The 15,258-nt window shown below is 57.3% G+C and carries 15 protein-coding genes and 1 pseudogene; 8 read left to right on the top strand and 8 right to left on the bottom strand.

All coding sequences use genetic code 11. The features are described 5' to 3' along the window. The first annotated feature begins 115 nt into the window (after positions 1-115). Positions 116-784, top strand: a complete 669-nt coding sequence (locus tag FEAC_RS02560) for a PHP domain-containing protein (protein WP_081901093.1) — start codon at positions 116-118, stop codon at positions 782-784. A 152-nt stretch (positions 785-936) separates the two neighbouring features. After that, positions 937-1,074, top strand: a complete 138-nt coding sequence (locus FEAC_RS15880) for a hypothetical protein (protein WP_236684591.1) — start codon at positions 937-939, stop codon at positions 1,072-1,074. 14 nt (positions 1,075-1,088) lie between these two features. On the opposite strand, the pseudogene FEAC_RS15875 reads toward FEAC_RS15880, so the two are convergent. Further along, a pseudogene (locus FEAC_RS15875) lies at positions 1,089-1,229 on the bottom strand (FmdB family zinc ribbon protein); the annotation flags it as partial. A 125-nt stretch (positions 1,230-1,354) separates the two neighbouring features. On the opposite strand from FEAC_RS15875, the gene galU reads away from it, so the two are divergent. From galU to FEAC_RS02545, 3 genes are read left to right on the top strand one after another with little or no spacing between them, the layout of a single operon-like run. Further along, positions 1,355-2,239 carry a UTP--glucose-1-phosphate uridylyltransferase GalU gene (galU, locus tag FEAC_RS02555; RefSeq protein ID WP_035389521.1) on the top strand — a complete coding sequence of 295 codons (885 nt, stop codon included), beginning with the start codon at positions 1,355-1,357 and terminating at the stop codon, positions 2,237-2,239. Continuing rightward, positions 2,236-3,492, top strand: a complete 1,257-nt coding sequence (locus tag FEAC_RS02550; protein WP_052565328.1) for a molybdopterin molybdotransferase MoeA — start codon at positions 2,236-2,238, stop codon at positions 3,490-3,492. Before galU ends, FEAC_RS02550 begins: the two co-directional genes overlap by 4 nt. Positions 3,493-3,501: 9 nt before the next feature. Next, positions 3,502-3,984, top strand: a complete 483-nt coding sequence (locus tag FEAC_RS02545; protein ID WP_052565326.1) for a YbaK/EbsC family protein — start codon at positions 3,502-3,504, stop codon at positions 3,982-3,984. A gap of 29 nt (positions 3,985-4,013) precedes the next feature. On the opposite strand, the gene FEAC_RS15050 is transcribed toward FEAC_RS02545, so the two are convergent. Beyond that, complete coding sequence (locus FEAC_RS15050; protein WP_152623036.1) at positions 4,014-4,217, bottom strand: hypothetical protein; 204 nt, start codon at positions 4,215-4,217, stop codon at positions 4,014-4,016. A 171-nt stretch (positions 4,218-4,388) separates the two neighbouring features. Here FEAC_RS15050 and FEAC_RS02540 point away from each other — a divergent pair, with 171 nt between their 5' ends. Together FEAC_RS02540 and FEAC_RS16265 are read left to right on the top strand one after the other, a co-directional pair. Further along, a complete protein-coding gene (locus FEAC_RS02540) occupies positions 4,389-4,919 on the top strand; it encodes a hypothetical protein (protein ID WP_035389523.1) in 531 nt (176 codons plus the stop codon). A 492-nt stretch (positions 4,920-5,411) separates the two neighbouring features. After that, positions 5,412-5,876, top strand: coding sequence for a zinc ribbon domain-containing protein (locus tag FEAC_RS16265; protein WP_081901095.1), 465 nt, complete (start codon positions 5,412-5,414; stop codon positions 5,874-5,876). 649 nt (positions 5,877-6,525) lie between these two features. On the opposite strand, the gene FEAC_RS02530 is transcribed toward FEAC_RS16265, so the two are convergent. The 3 genes from FEAC_RS02530 to FEAC_RS02520 are packed head-to-tail and all read right to left on the bottom strand — an operon-like array spanning position 6,526 to position 10,974. Further along, a complete protein-coding gene (locus FEAC_RS02530; protein ID WP_035389527.1) occupies positions 6,526-6,852 on the bottom strand; it encodes a P-II family nitrogen regulator in 327 nt (108 codons plus the stop codon). Next, complete coding sequence (locus FEAC_RS02525; protein ID WP_052565323.1) at positions 6,845-9,373, bottom strand: DUF2309 domain-containing protein; 2,529 nt, start codon at positions 9,371-9,373, stop codon at positions 6,845-6,847. The genes FEAC_RS02530 and FEAC_RS02525 overlap by 8 nt, the downstream gene beginning before the upstream one ends. After that, entirely contained in the window at positions 9,370-10,974 is a 1,605-nt protein-coding gene (locus tag FEAC_RS02520; RefSeq protein ID WP_052565321.1) for a proton-conducting transporter transmembrane domain-containing protein, read from the bottom strand. Before FEAC_RS02520 ends, FEAC_RS02525 begins: the two co-directional genes overlap by 4 nt. Positions 10,975-11,154: 180 nt before the next feature. On the opposite strand from FEAC_RS02520, the gene FEAC_RS02515 reads away from it, so the two are divergent. Next, the gene (locus FEAC_RS02515) at positions 11,155-11,547 is read left to right on the top strand and encodes a helix-turn-helix transcriptional regulator (RefSeq protein ID WP_201773820.1); all 393 of its coding nucleotides are present in this window, start codon (positions 11,155-11,157) and stop codon (positions 11,545-11,547) included. Here FEAC_RS02515 and FEAC_RS16260 read toward each other — a convergent pair. The 3 genes from FEAC_RS16260 to FEAC_RS02505 all read right to left on the bottom strand — a co-directional run bounded on the left by FEAC_RS16260 (position 11,516) and on the right by FEAC_RS02505 (position 15,044). Further along, entirely contained in the window at positions 11,516-11,758 is a 243-nt protein-coding gene (locus FEAC_RS16260) for an SDR family oxidoreductase (protein WP_081901097.1), read from the bottom strand. The two genes, FEAC_RS02515 and FEAC_RS16260, sit on opposite strands and share 32 nt — an antisense overlap. A 458-nt stretch (positions 11,759-12,216) precedes the next feature. Further along, entirely contained in the window at positions 12,217-12,582 is a 366-nt protein-coding gene (locus tag FEAC_RS02510) for a hypothetical protein (RefSeq protein WP_035389529.1), read from the bottom strand. Then, a complete protein-coding gene (locus FEAC_RS02505; RefSeq protein ID WP_052565319.1) occupies positions 12,579-15,044 on the bottom strand; it encodes a penicillin acylase family protein in 2,466 nt (821 codons plus the stop codon). The genes FEAC_RS02510 and FEAC_RS02505 overlap by 4 nt, the downstream gene beginning before the upstream one ends. Positions 15,045-15,258 lie beyond the last annotated feature (214 nt).

Genomic DNA, 15,258 nt, shown 5'->3' with positions numbered 1-15,258 from the left:
TTACCTAGCCACGATCAACAAGCACCGAGTTGGTGTCACTCAAGATCAACTGACGTACACTCGAATGCTAGACTTTCGGAGATCTTATGCACGATCGAATCTGTAGCCGCCAAGTGTGCACACGACGGGTTGGGTGACTGTCATCAGGATCGATCTTCATACGCACACCTATCGGTCGGGAGATGCAAAGACTCCCCTCCTGGAGTTCGCCGAGTGCGCAATCGGACTTGACCTCATCGCCATAACCGATCACCATGACCTCTATGCGGCAGGCATTCTGAGGGAGCAGTTTTCGCTCCCGGTCATCCAAGGTGAAGAGATAAACACCGGTCAAGGTGAGGTCATCGGCCTGTACCTAACGGAGTCCATCCCCCGCCTCCTTGGTCTAGCAGAGACGTGCAAACGAATCCGTGACCAACACGGATTGGTCTATGTTCCTCATCCAACCGATACATCTCGTCATGCAATCGGGATCGAAAGATTGGCTAACTTGTGTCAACGTAATCTCGTCGACATCATCGAGGTTGGTAACTCAAAATCTGCTCAAATTGATCGACAAGCAGAGGTTCTCGCTCGGTCTTTCGAGCTTCCGGTAGTCGCCGCATCTGACGCCCATGTCGCCGAAGCAATCGGCTCTAGTTTTACAACGATTTCACGACTACCCAACGATGCGAGTGAACTCGTCACTCTCCTCTTGAATAGCAGCTACCATCACCAAGCCTTCGACCCAGTACGCGACGCCACAAGAACCATCATCCTGCCGAGCAACAGTGGGAAATCTTAACCACCTGCACCCCGCGCAGGCCCCAAACATCGCCCTTCACGGGGTTGGGAGGACTAGCGAAGCCAGTGGAGCAACCCAACCACAGAGCCAGAGGCCTCTAAGCGGCTGAATCAGAGCCTTTGCTAGCGCTAGATGAAGATTTGGAGGTGGAAGTGTCTGAAACAGATGAGGCAGTATCGCTCTTGGTGCCGCTTGTCTCTGGTTTAGCGGTCGAAGCTTCAGTAGTCGTCGACCCACCACTCGATGGCGGAGTAACTGCCGATGAACTCCCACGAGAATCGGTCTTGTAAAACCCAGATCCCTTGAAAACTATCCCGATATTGCCAAAGACCTTGCGAAGCTCTCCCCCGCACTTCTCGCAGACGGTCAACGGATCATCGTAAAATGACTGCACAGCTTCAAGGTGCTGCTCACACTGCTTGCAGACATACTCATACGTCGGCATCGTTCCTCCACATAGGACTCGAATTGCTAGCACTCGGATTGCTAGACTGCTAACTGCATTGTAACCGCCACATAGCCCCGGCCATTCCACACGATAGAATGAGTACACATACCAAGGAGTGATGCATGTCGAAAGTGACGAAGGTGGTGATCCCAGCTGCCGGCCTTGGGACACGTTTCCTGCCGGCCACCAAAGCGCAGCCCAAGGAGATGTTACCAGTAGTCGACAAACCAGCGATCCAGTACGTGATTGAAGAGGCCATTCGCAACAGTCTCACCAATATTCTTGTGGTAACTGGGCGTGGCAAGCGATCGATCGAGGATCATTTCGACCAATCCTTTGAACTTGAGCAGCTCCTGGTGGAGTCAGGTCGCCAAAACGAACTCGAACTCGTTCGCGCCATCTCAACGCTCGGCAACATCCATTACATTCGGCAAGGACGCCCATTAGGACTCGGTCACGCTGTTTTGGCAGCCAAGGCTCATGTGGGTACGGAGCCATTTGTGACCATGCTGGCCGATGACATCATGACAGAGGACTCCGATCTCCTCCAGGAGATGCTAAAACTCCACCACAGGACAGGATTTAGCGTTCTTTCACTAATGGAGGTACCGCGCGAGCAGATCCGACTATACGGATGTGCAGAGGTCAAGACCGCTGCGGACGGAACGTTGCACGTGGCGTCGGTGGTGGAAAAACCGGAACCAAGCGAAGCGCCTTCCACACTTGCGATTACCGGTCGCTACCTATTCACGCCGGAGATTTTCACTGCGATCGAAAACACACCCTCCGGAAAGAATGGTGAATTTCAACTGACCGATGCGATCGCTGAACTCAGCCGCACACAACCAGTTCTGGGGGTCGTCTTTCAAAGAGGTCGTTACGACATAGGAGACAAGCTTGAGTACCTTAGAGCCGTGGTAGAGATGGCCCTGATGCGCGAGGATATTGGACCCGCCTTCGCTGCGGAGCTCCGAGCCATCATGGCAAGAGAGTTCCAGGAATCATGAGACCACTACAAGAGGTGATAGACCATACGCTGGCCAACATTCCACGGCTACCAGAGGTACAGACCCCGCTGGCCGAGGCAGCAGGGCTCTACCTGGCGGGATCGACAGTAGTCCAAACTCCGGTTCCTCCATTCGACAATACCGCCGTTGATGGCTTCGCTGTCAACACGAGTGGGTGGCAATCAGATCTAAAGCCATTGCTTCGAGTCACGGCAACAATACCTGCGGGCGTCGACTCTTCGCAACTTAGCATCGGCAGCGAAGAGGCGATTCGCATCATGACCGGGGCACCCATACCTCCTAGTGCCGACGCGGTGGTGATGGTCGAGGACACAAGCACAGAAGGTGACTACGTTAGAATCCTTAAGCTTCCCCAGATCGGCGACAACATTCGACGTCGTGGCAGTGACATGGAGACGGGCCAACATGTCTTTGAAACCGGAGTCCAAATCACGCCGGCGGTTAGAGGAGTCCTTGCATCCCTGGGTGTGAAAAAGGTCACCACCTTTCGAAGGCCGAAAATCGGAATCATCTCTACGGGAGATGAACTCTCGGATTCCGCGATTCTTGCCCCTGGCAAAATCCACGACTCCAATCGTCCGGCCTTACTCGACTCGGTAACCGCCCTTGGAGCGACCGCAGTCGACCTTGGCAATGTCGGCGACGATCCAGATGAGATTCGAAGAGCCTTTAAACATGCAGTCGCAACTTGTGATGCACTCATCACCTCTGGTGGCGTAAGCGTCGGTGATTTCGACTACACCAAGGCGGTCCTCAATGAACTATCGGACAACCAAATCACCTGGTTCCAGGTCGCCATCAAGCCTGCGAAACCCTTCGCTTTTGGCGCCATAAGCGACATTCCAGTGTTCGGACTTCCCGGAAATCCGGTCTCAGCGCTAGTCAGTTTTGAGCTTTTCGTACGGCCATCTATACTCCGCATGCAAGGGGCAAGTCAGCTCTTTCGACCAACCCTTTCCGCGATATCGACGGCTGCGATCCATCATGAGCCGGATGGAAAGCTGCACCTTCTCAGAGCGACCATAGGAAGTGATCGGAACGGGGGCCTTACCGCAACTCCTCAGAACCAGCAGGGCTCCCATATGCTTACAGGTCTAGCACGAGCTAACGGGCTCATCCTCTCCCCGGATGGGGCGCGTATTGGACCCGGTGAACGTGTTGACGTACTGCTCATCGGCAACTTAGGAGCAGATACATTCTCGGTGCCAGCACCTGTCCCCACCGACAAATGAAAGCAGATCGTGGCTGAGGATCGCGACCCACTCCAAAAAGTTAGGCAGAAGCTGCATGCCAGCGGGATTGACGAGACTATCCAACAGTTCGAGCAGGGCGCCCACACGGCTGCCGATGCAGCGAAGGCGGTGGGCTGTGAAGTTGCCCAAATCGCCAAGAGCATAGTATTCGATACCAATGCAGGACCACTAATAGTCGTAGCCTCGGGTGTAAATCGGGTCAATAAGCGCCTGGTTGGCGATAGCATAGGCCTCAAGTTGCACTCGGTCGGGCCCGACTATCTGCGCGAGAGGCTCTCTCTGGAGCCAGGTGGAATATCTCCGCTGGCGGTTGATCCAGAAGTTCGCACTATCATCGACCGTACTCTTCTTCGGTTTGATCGCATTTGGCTAAGCGCTGGCACCCCATCTCACCTGTTGAACATCAACGTAGCGGCACTGGGTAATCTTTGCCACGCACAGATCATTGCAATCTGTGATGAACAATCCTGAGGGAAGAAGTTGAGCACCGTAGTGCTGAGCTAGGTCGTGGGTAGCTCCTTATGAGACGCGATCTTCCAGGTGAGGGCGGCAAAGCTTGTCGAGATCACTCCGAGACCGATATGAACAAGACGAAACCGCATCGAGTGGTCGCGATCTTTCATCATGTTCTTGATCAGCACGGACCATACGTAGATACTCCATGTTGCACTAGCTCGTAGGAGCCACCTATCTTTTGTTTGCATCTCCTCCAGTCTACTCAGCTCCTGAGTTGCCAGTAAGATTCTCAGGTCCATGCGAGTAAAGGAATTTTTCCCTCAGTGTAACGACTCTCGCCTTCCACACGCTTACATCCAATGGCTGTGCAGGGAAGAACATCAGCGGCAGATCATCTCGCATGTTGAGAGGGGAGAGCTATGTTGATAAATTTCATATCTGGCAAAGGCCTCATCATCATCACCCTCTTGGCGTCTAGCAGTTTCGGCACTGTCGCAGCTACTCACGTGAAATCCAACGGCGTAGGGCCCAAGGCCGTGGCGGCAAAGGTCGACCTCGTAGCGCATAATAAGGCAACAGGCGCAACCTCGACTTCACATGGTAAATCGACATCTCCCACGACATCCACCTCCGGTCATGTCAGCAGCAGCATCCCGGTGGGTGCAAACCTCCATGGCCTATGCGTTGCCTATCGCGCCGATCTCATGATGGCCGGTGGAGTTACAGCTAACGTACAGACTCGTCTCGCAGGCTCTACCGCTTTTCGCAACCTCTCCAAGTTGGCCAATTCAAAGGGAGAGACCATAGCCGTTCTTTGTGCCACTGAGGGTGGTGTCTCAATGACCGCCATGCCCGCCGGGATAGCAAATCTGAAGGTGCCCCAGAGCACCGTCGTCTCAGGCGCATCTCATAGCGGAACACTCTCGTTGGTCATCGGCAACAGACCTTAACCCACCCATGCGGCCCAATGGGTAGACAGCTGGCCTGCAAGATCGTTAGATCTCAGCTCCAGTCTGTCTATCTGTTGGGCAAAGTTATAGCAGAAATCACCACTTCAGTAGACAGTCGTGCCGCAAGCGCCGACATGGCTTTGGACTCTTAATCCGCAGGTTCTGGATTGGAACCCCAAGGGGTGCACCAGGTAGGAGCTAGTTTTCTTCCTGAGTCACTGAACTGCTGCCCACATTATCTTTAGTTCCATTAGGTGAGGGGCTAGATTCGCAAGATCGACAGGGCCGTCTGTCGACTGGTCGTCAATCTCCCTAAGGACTCGATCTCAGGCAAGCGTCGGCAGAGATACGTGGCGGTCAACGGGTTAAAGCGCAAGGCGTCCAACCATGTCCTGGCTCGTAAGACGGGTAGATTAGTGGTTGGCGATGTGCAAGGTATAGAGAAGCACGCCAAAGCCAAACGGCGCATGGGACGACAGCGATCGTCAACAACTGTCACAGTGGTCGAGAGGACGCCAGGAACGCTATCTCCAAGACAAAACTGGATTAGAGCTGGACTTGCTGAACGAATCCGGTTCCAGCAAGACTTGCCCCGCGTGCTTAACACGCAACCGATCGTCAGGTCGACACTACCGATGTAAGAACCCAGTTTGTGGGTTTACTTGTCATCGAGACGCCCTAGGAGCAATTAATATCCTCCAGAAGGCGATATACGGGGAATACGTACCCATAAGACCGGATACTACAATCCGAGTCACGTATCTCCGGTCTGTCCAACGTTGGTCACCCGATCAACGCGAGGCACACCATATGGTGCAGTGCCGCAAGGCCAAAGCCTTGAGTAGCGCCCAGAACCGGGCCCTGTCTGAGATAACTCAGACTAGCAAGCCGAAGCTAGCAAACTCATCTACCAGTACCGATCCATCGGTGCTAGACCAGTCGGTCGCGGTAGCTTGATGGGAGCGGTGCCAGGTAACCTCAACCAAACAGCGGAGCCAGAAGCCACGTCTGTAAGGGCGGGGAGGTTCACGAACTCGACCCGGACCGGGTCTCGTTTCTGGCCTCTTTGCGAGTCATTCGCCGCCAGGTCACTGACCAGGCGGCCCCCCGACCGCTTGACGAGGGCTATCGCTGAGACGACCATAGAGATACTCGCGAGATTGAACAAGTGCAGGCTGCGGGCAAATCCAAGGGTGGTATAGCAAAGGATGTCCAAGTGGCCAGTCAAACATGGCCATCAACGCAATCCTGCTCAACCACGTGGCACCATCGTCATCACCGGTCCCTCTCTGTACCTCACCACAGAAACGTCAATTTACCGGCGTAGGTGGGCATGGATCTTAGTTAAGTTGTATGGCTTGTGGACCTTCGATGGCGGCTGAATTAGTACACGCGATGGCGGCTGAACAGCGTTTTTGCCACATTTTCTATACATCTTCTCAATTCAGTAACACTTTGCGTCGACAAGCCTTGTTTCTGAAAATCTCGCCACCTAGGCGTCCAGATCTCTGAGGTCCTCGGACCCCAATATCTCCCCTGTACGAGGAGGTGTCCTGGGGGAACCTGTTGGTTACTTCTGACACAACATGATTGACCGTCGCAACGATCACTGGAAGTATTCCGGGCGACTTACCCAGGTATCGGAGACCAGGAGTACTCCTGAGCGGTGTGCAAGCAGTGACCGAAGACCGTCGAGTAATGGCCTCACCCTCTCGGCGGGCAGCACCACGGTAATTAGGGAAAGCGCATTTCGGTCGTTGAAGAGCAGACGTCCCTGGTGATACCCGCTATGGCCAAGGCCAGAGACGTTCGACACCACGGTGAATCCGGTTGCACCCACCTCGGACAAGAGCTCAGTGACAAGGGGAACATCCTCTCCAGCAATCACGACCTCGATCCTTGTCATCTGCGCCAATGCCCAGCTTTCATCCATGGGTACTTACCTCCTCGGTATAGGTTGCAGCGGGTCTCCACTGGACCCAACTACCGTCACTGCGACGGATCTTCCAGGTGTCGTGCTCGTCGTCACGCGCAGCCAAATGCACCCACTGCCCGTCGAAGAGTTCGCGCAGAACCGGGTTGCGATTGATGACCGCGTCGAGGCGGACTCGTGGGGCCTGGACAACGGTGAGTAGTCGAAGTGGCTCATGATAAGTCCGGCCACTCTCGAAGAGCGATTGGAGGGGCAGGCCAACCTTCAAGTCGCCTCCGGCACCGGCGACCACGCCTACTCCGGCAACGATGTTGTGGACGGTTTTGTCTCCGGCAGAGAGTAGCTCTGGATCAACGGTTGAGAAGTAGTACTGCGCGTTGATCCAATGGGCAACGACCATAGGCGCTGTAAGGATCGTCTCCAAGGCAACGCCGTCTGGGTCCACGGATGCATCATAGGAGTGCAAGAAGCAGCGACCCTCCAGATCGACACCGGCGGTCACGCTTCGCGGAGCAACGATGAATGCGGCGTTTCGGGCCAACCCCCATTCAGGTTGTACCTGGGCCCAATCTGTGGAACGCGCGGCCACCTGGGTCACTGCATTGCGACCCTTCTTCACCCCTGGCAAGAGCCGAGCACGCTCCTTTGCTAGTGCCGTGCCCGCGCGCTCGAGATCTGCGACCAAGACAGCGATACCGTCGCGATGAGACCGTGGAACGAGATGTAGGTCGTAGATGGCGACCGTATCGGTCGCGGTGTCGTGCTCGCCTGCGACAAAGACCGTCTCCCCAGGTATGGAGATCCCCCGTTGAGCAAGCAATTCACGAGTTCTCATCCGGTTCAAGATCCAGGCTGCAGCGCGAGCGCTCGCGCCACCCCTATTGCCTCCGCAGGCTCCGCAGTCGAGCGCAGAGGCATACGGGTTGTTCTCCGTAGTACTGCCATGCCCACAAAGCAGAACCAGCGAGGCAAAATCTCGCGTGAGACCCATCGTGGTCAAAGCCGTCTCGGCAAACAGCGCCTGCTCTTCGTCGCTCATCCCACCATCGGTGGGGTCGGTTTCGATCACCGTGGCAACTGACGGAGCCAGCGATGCACGCAGCGCACTACGCAACTTCGCATACGATCCCGGGAAGAAGGTCTTGGTGGCGGATATAGGACCAGCCAGGAAACCGGTGGCTTCGGCGAGGATGAACGGAGACACCGCCGCCTTCTTGGCGGTATCGAACATCATACGAGCACCAGCCTCTACCTGGCGGCCACGAAGGTGACGACTCGCGGTTACGTCGGCACTATACGGCTTCTCCATGGTCTTCGAGCCGGGTCGAAGCAGCACTGGGCAAAGATCGACCGCTTCGGTCGTTCCCCAGGGCTGATGGCGAATCGGCAGTGCAAAGAAGCCGGCAAACCCAAACGTCTCGTACGGACCAACAGCTTCGAGATGGCGGCGCAGTCCCTCGGAGCGCACATCAATACAAAAGACAGCTTGGGCAGAGGGCGCCTGAGTTGAAAGCCCATCAACCTCTGTGTTCAAAGAGTCGAGCAGTCGATCACGATAGTGGCCCTCGTAGGCCCTGAGCCAGACCTGCGCGGCCTCGGCACCGGACAACGCAAACAACTCCTCGCGCACATCGGATGGAATAGCCTCGACGTCCACGCGTGGCGGCTCAAGTCGCCGAACTTCACAACTTCGATGCGCCTCATCCAACTCCCTGTGGTGTTGGTAGAAAGCTGAGCTACCCATCGCTCCCTCTTCGTCGGTCGCCACTACCGACAATGCGGCCTCATAGCTGAGACGAACCGCAAGGTAGTCAACTAGATGTAGAGCTGGACCCGGCTGATAGGGTGCAGCCCACCTAGAGCGCCACTTGGCGTGCCCGGCCCACCCAGGCATCCGTGCCAGCTGGCGAGCGAGCTCTGCAATTCGATCCTCCTCGGGCACGCCGAGCCGGTCGAGGCCGAGCAGAATCGCATCCTCGGGCTGGATCGGGAGCTCGGCAAGGCGGCTCCTCCCGGATTTCCCCAAGATCCTGCGGATTGCCGGGTCTGAGGGTATGATCGCCCGCCAGGCGGCATAGAACCCACCGGCTGCATGGATAGGTACCATGTCTGCAAGGAATGCAGCACTCCACTTGGCGACCTCCCGATCCGTAGTCGCCGCGAATTCGGTACCATGAGCCAAATCATGGCGCTCCGTAGCCGTCAGGACCACAACATCATCGATTCCTTTCCCACCATGGGCAACTGGGCAATCCCCAAGAGCTTCTCGCAGATCGTCATTGGTAATTCGTTGGCTCGCATACTCCTCGGCGAACAGCGTTCGTGACGGGTATCCGCAGATGCCAAGCACACGGCTTGCGTAGGTAACCGCTTCGGCAAAGGGCATTTGACGGAGATCCCACAGTGGGTTTACTGCGATGACGGTTGAAAGCGGCCACAACGGGGCGATGAGTCGGGCTGCCTCGTCGACTTGAACGAGCAGTCGTGTCCGAGCAGCGAGCAGTTCATCAGTTGCGCTCACGCCACACCCTCCATCCATATGGCAGTCGTCTGAACAGCATCTCCACGCGACCCCACCCAGGGATCCACAAAGCCGTGAGTGCTCCTTTGCGGGCTTGTTATGGCCGGCGGTGCACCAGCTGCGATCAAGCTTGCCACCAATCGCCGCCTGATGCTAGAGATCCGGAGAAGGCCCGCAATCGCAAGTCCTCCCACACCCATAATCAACAACCACCAGGGACTGAGCGTACCGATACCCGTGATTGGGAGTGCTGGACCGATCCAGTCACCCAAACCGCCCAAGACCAGCCCATAAAGTGCTCCAGCAGCAAGCATTGAGGCCACCCACGCGACTGTAACACCCAATGAGCCTGGACGCGGCGCCCACCATGCCCAGCCTGCTGCTGCAGCGGTTGCAGCGGTGAAGACAAGCAATACCGCACCGCCGCGATGTTCCAGAACCCCGGGAATTGTGGTCATTACACCGACCGTTGCAACTGTCATCGTCCCCGCCGCCAGTAACCGCACAAGGGTAGAGCCCGCACGAGCCGGTGCGATAGACTCCTCGCCAAGGCGAGAGACTTGTGAGCCAGAGCCAAAGAACAGCGTCGCCTTGTACATGCCATGGCCAACCAGATGGACCAACGCCGCCAGGTAAGCTCCAACTGCACATTCGGCAATCATGAATCCCATCTGACCCATCGTCGAGAACACCAAAGCTCCCTTGACGTCTGGCTTGCGGGTCATGAGTGCCGTCGCCACGATTGCGGTGCCTGCGGCGACCGTAAACGCTACTACCATGGCGAAGATCGAGTCACCGGCTAGTGCACCGAGACGTATCAACAGGATTCCACCACCGTTGACAACCCCGGCATGGAGCAGGGCTGATGCTGGCGTCGGCGCCGACACAGTGCCCGGTAGCCAACGACCAAAGGGCCCCTGAGCAGAACGCGAAAGTGCTGCCACCACGATAAGGAGTGCCACCGCGCCTGAAAATCCACCGATGGCTCCAGCTGCCAGGCGTACCGCATACGAGGAGACCACATCGACGTTCCCTGCTCGTAACCAGATAATGACCGCGGCACCCACTAAGGCCGCGTCGCCAAGGACGAACATTCCCAAGGTACGTCGGGCAGACGTCCGCACTCCCGGCAGATCCGGTCGCGCCCCGACCACGGCTACAAAGCCGATCCCTGCAACCACCCAAGCGGCGACCAAGCCTGCGAGCGTTATCGATGTGCTCACAACCGCCATAGCGGTCACTACCATGTTCGCCGCAGCGACGAAGCGCTCAGCCTTCGGGTCGGCCTGTAGGTACCGAAGGCCATAGCTTTGCACCACCGCACCAACCCCACAGATGAGGACCAGAAGCGTTGCCGTGAGTGGGTCTGCCCAAAGGCCGAGCAATGGCTGACCATGGGCACCACCTAGAGCGATCCCAAAAGATCCACGAAGTGCTACCGCCACAGCGGTACCGACGGCGAGCAGCGCTGACATCCAACCAAGTTCCGTCGCTATTCGACGGCGACGATTCGATACCCTTGCACCAAGCACTGCGATAGCGGACCCTACCATTGGCATCAGCACCGCTGCGGCGAGAAGCGATTGTGTAAAGACGTCCATCAACAACTCCCCTCATGGCATACAGTCCGCCCCAGTCCCATGGCTACCCTCCCGTACTTATTTACGAACTTCGTTTCGTGAGTTATACACCGCTGTTATTATAACCAATGCCGCGGGTGATCGGTCACCCGTGGGGAAAAACCTGTCAGCCATTTCATGAACCCAGTTACCATTAGAAATATGGCTCACTCCAATCGCACCCCCGAAGATTCGGCACGGTCCAACTGGACGTTCCTTACCAACCACGGGCATGTCCTCGTCTGTATCGCCGGCGATCCCGGGATTCGCGGCCGCGACATTGCCTCGCGGGTCGGGATCACCGAGCGCGCAGCCCAGGCAATTATCGCTGATCTCGTGGACGGCAATTATGTGAAGCGAACACGCATCGGCCGTCGCAACCACTATGAGATCCACCCCGATCAACCATTACGCCATCCTGTCGAACAACCGCATAGCATCGGCGAGCTCCTACAACTCGTCGCTAATTTAGCGCCTCTTCGAACCGGCAAGAACGTCTCCGATATCCACGAGCATCCGGATCTCACCGAGGAGAACCACTCCCCAAGCAGGTAGCCATGGCATGGAAACCTCCATCCACATGCAGCACCTCACCGCTGATGGGTCGAGCAAGATCCGACAAGAGAAGGCAGACCGCATCGGCTACGCTGGAGGCATCCATTGGATCCCAGGGCAGCTGTACCTGTTGGCTCCACCGATCCACGAGCAACTCAAAATCAGGGATCCCTAAGGCCAAGCGGGTCCGGAGGAGCCCTACAGCGACCAAGTTGACCCAAAAGAGCGCAACACCAAGGTCACGAGCAAGAAACCCCCGTTCAGCAAACGCAGGGCAGCCTTACACGGACCCATCCAGTTGTACACCGACCACGCTCGGGCACTGTCGAAGTCCAGCCCTGCCAAGCTGGCACCAGACGATGGCGTCAGGTGATGGAGGAGCCTGAGAGCCCCGCCACACCGGTTTCACTGCTGAGATAAGGGATGATTGTGTTTTGGGTGAAGGCGCTCGTCTCGCGCGGCGAGTGACTCGCCCAAGCGTGAGAGCGACGAGCGGCCATGTGAGTCATGATGAGCCTAAGCGAATCAGGCTGTTTCCCTTTGCGCTTCTATGGCGACATGTAGCTCATGTGGATACCGATCGGACCCGCTCCGTGGCGCGCGAGGTCAGTGCAGCGCCAGTGCTCTCGACATCGCCATCTGGCGACGTGTTCGAACCGCATGGTACTGCTAGTTGGCCGCCTTTGGTCTTCTCGCAATCGTGAGCACTCGGCGAGCGAGAATGGCTGGAAGCCACCCCTCCAGGAAGGCAAGGATCAGTGCGATTGCCACCAGCGCAGGGCCAAGGCTTGCGGGTAGTCCTGCGAGTAGAGCGACGACTCGGGCGGATCCGCTGAGGTTATCACCGATGGCGCTTTGCATGAAGCCTGCGCCCCAGCCAAGCAGCACCGCGAGGCCAGCAAGACTTGGGCGGATCCAGATTGCGAGGACCGCGCCTATCAGGTAACCGAGCCACCAGAGTCCAACGGCGTTGGCGAGAGCAACGGCGAAGACGCCGAGGAGAACACAGACGATCGACCAGTACCCCCGGGTCATGATCGTGGCTCCAGCGTCCAGGTAGCGATGCCCGGTTGCGCACCGAGACCGAAGGGCAGATAACGGCCACTAAACCAGTCAGGAATCTGATTCTGATACCAGGGTGAGAGCGGGTTCTCCGATTGGCCGCCCGGGTAGATCGCATAACCGCGGTCCCCAAAGGCTACGATCATACGCCAGCTCGGCCCGGCCTCAGAGAGTAGGTTGCCATCAGCCGCATCGACGGTCCAGGCATCCCCAGAGGAGCCCCGGGGTCCATATGAAAGACCTGCGGCTCCACTCAACGATGGGAATTCTCTAAAGTGAAGGCGATCCCAGCGCCAGGACTGCTGACTGGAGCCGAACTTGTGGGTCAGCGTTGCGATCGCCTGGCCGAGTGCTTCACGTGCAACCGTGCCCGCGGTCACCTTGTGCGCATCGCCGGGCGGGGTAAAGAACGGGCTCGACGGCTGAGATAGATCCATGTATTGGAGATCTTCGACGAGGGGTGCACTGAGCTGATTGACCACGAGCGAGCTCCCGGTCGGTTGGGGGACGCGATACCTTGCGAACCAAGGACCGAAGGTGTCGTGAATCTCGTCGCCGAGAAAGGTCCACCAGATGCTTGCTGCCGTCGAGGACGCTCCCATCCTTGCATTCCAATGGCTGAGCGTGTGCAGGGCCGCTGCGACGGCAGGAGGTTCATGGACGCCGTTGAACTGGCGGACGAGCCAGGGCACGAGCTGGGTAGCGAGATAGTCGGTCACCGAGTTCTGAAGATGCGCGACATCGGCAGGGGTGATCTTGCTCGTTGCGGACAGTACCGCGTGAATCTCGTCGGCACGGTAGCCATTGGAAAAGAAGTTGAACGAGGTCCCAAGGTAGTACGGGTAGTTGGCGGCGACAGGTCGTTGGTTGGCGCTGAAGACGAAGCCCGACTTCGGGTCATAACTCTGTGGTATCTCACGGTAGGGAATCGAACCAACGATACGATCTCCACTGTTGCCATTCATGACAAGCCAGGGATCTCGAGCGCTCAGGATGGGGTAGTAGCCAGCCGAGATGAGTCCGATATTGCCGTGGCGGTCCCCGAATACGAAGTTCTGAGATGGTGCTCTCCATGATGAGAGCGCGGCCTTGAACTGCGTCCAGTTCGAGGCATGTAACACACCCATCAAGGAGGCGAAGTCCTTCGATACCTGGGCACCAAGCCAGTACACCGCGACCTTTACGCCGTGGACTGAGATAATTGGGCCGTCGGCGGTGGTGTCAATGACCAGGTGTTGTGCGGGTTGACCTTTGACTTTGACGGTGTAGGTTATGTGGCCAAATGGTACCCAAGCTCCGTGGAGGAGATAGTCTCCGGGGTGCGCTTTGTTGGTGGTCACCTGGTAGAAGAAGGTCGATTGGTTCTCGACATCGGTCTCACTCCATGCAATCGACTGATTCCTCCCGATCAGAATGATCGGGAGCCCCGGTACCGTCACTCCGGCAAAGCTGATGCCGGGTGCGTGGGCGTTGACCCAGTACCAAACGGCCGGGAGCGTCTGATTCAGATGCGGATCGCCGGCGACGATGGCGTTGCCGGTCGATGACTTGGATCCCGAGATCGCCCAGTTGTTGGAGTTCGAGAAGGAGTGGATCGCGGTGTCGGGTAGCTTCGTACTCGCCTGGGCGATCGCCTGCAAGGAGGCAAGGAGTCCGGGGCTCACGGTGGTAGAAGGGTCTATGGGGATGTGGTGTTGTGAGTGATACGGTCCAAGATCATAGGGCGATTGAGGGTTCCTCGCAATGACAGGGAAGAGATCCATCGTCCGCTGGTAACCCAGGTGCCCCACGAGGATCGAATAGTCCACCGGGTTCTGCGAATAGTCGAGGGTCTGGGTGAGATAGCCTTGTACCAGCATCGAGTCGATTGGCGTCCATGGCGCCGGCGTATAGTTGAGGAGCCGAAACTCAACGGGCAGCTGATGATGACCCATATCGTAGGAACGTGCCGCGTTTACGCCGTTGGAGAAGATCTCTAGGACTTTTCGGTCAGTTGCAGGCAGGGCGGCAAAGTTCGCCTTGGCGGTTCGCATTAGACCAAGGCGTAGCTCAAACAGATCTGAGGCGAGATAGCTCGACCCGAGGACGGCCGCGAGTTCTCCAGCGGCCTCGCGTCGGATGAGATCCATCTCGAAGAGTCGATTCCGTGCCTCAAGGTATCCCATGGCGAACCAGAGCGCGCTCTGGTTCGTGGCGTGAAGATCGGGGATCCCCTGTGCGGAGTAGGAGACGGTGACGACACCTGGCATGTGGGCGATAGGGATGGTCGCAGATCGTGGGAGTCGCGCCCTGGAGCCAATACTGAGTGCGCCAGTGGCTGGATCGAGGGTCGCCCCCAGTGGTGGAACGCTCGCGATTCCCTTGGTCTGAACTACTACGAGCACGACAAGGGCAATTAGTACTGTGATCGTCCCCAAGAGTCCACGCCGGTTCATTGGTTCCCTCCGCTGTGAGTCCGCCCGAGTCTAGCAGAGCGCGCTGGTCGGAGAAAGTCACTATCTCCAAGTGCAGACAACGGCTAGTTGCGATTAGTCGCGACGTATACGCCTGGGCTATGGGGAGAGTGAGGCCTGCGTGAACTGGGCACCCGACGCACATCGTAAGCCTCTACGTGGACATAGGAAGGGCAGTTGTTGATCGCCGAGCGGC

It is taken from the genome of Ferrimicrobium acidiphilum DSM 19497, assembly GCF_000949255.1.
In the GTDB taxonomy this organism is placed as follows: domain Bacteria; phylum Actinomycetota; class Acidimicrobiia; order Acidimicrobiales; family Acidimicrobiaceae; genus Ferrimicrobium; species Ferrimicrobium acidiphilum.
This window is presented reverse-complemented; position numbering and strand designations above follow the sequence as displayed.

Excerpts from the sequence above, each read along its gene's own strand:
- galU (WP_035389521.1), top strand. The coding sequence starts at position 1,355 with ATGTCGAAAGTGACGAAGGTGGTGATCCCAGCTGCCGGCCTTGGGACA.
- FEAC_RS02550 (WP_052565328.1), top strand. The coding sequence starts at position 2,236 with ATGAGACCACTACAAGAGGTGATAGACCATACGCTGGCCAACATTCCA.
- FEAC_RS15050 (WP_152623036.1), bottom strand. The coding sequence starts at position 4,217 with ATGCAAACAAAAGATAGGTGGCTCCTACGAGCTAGTGCAACATGGAGT.
- FEAC_RS02540 (WP_035389523.1), top strand. The coding sequence starts at position 4,389 with ATGTTGATAAATTTCATATCTGGCAAAGGCCTCATCATCATCACCCTC.
- FEAC_RS02530 (WP_035389527.1), bottom strand. The coding sequence starts at position 6,852 with ATGGATGAAAGCTGGGCATTGGCGCAGATGACAAGGATCGAGGTCGTG.
- FEAC_RS02520 (WP_052565321.1), bottom strand. The coding sequence starts at position 10,974 with ATGGACGTCTTTACACAATCGCTTCTCGCCGCAGCGGTGCTGATGCCA.
- FEAC_RS02515 (WP_201773820.1), top strand. The coding sequence starts at position 11,155 with ATGGCTCACTCCAATCGCACCCCCGAAGATTCGGCACGGTCCAACTGG.
- FEAC_RS02510 (WP_035389529.1), bottom strand. The coding sequence starts at position 12,582 with ATGACCCGGGGGTACTGGTCGATCGTCTGTGTTCTCCTCGGCGTCTTC.
- FEAC_RS02505 (WP_052565319.1), bottom strand. The coding sequence starts at position 15,044 with ATGAACCGGCGTGGACTCTTGGGGACGATCACAGTACTAATTGCCCTT.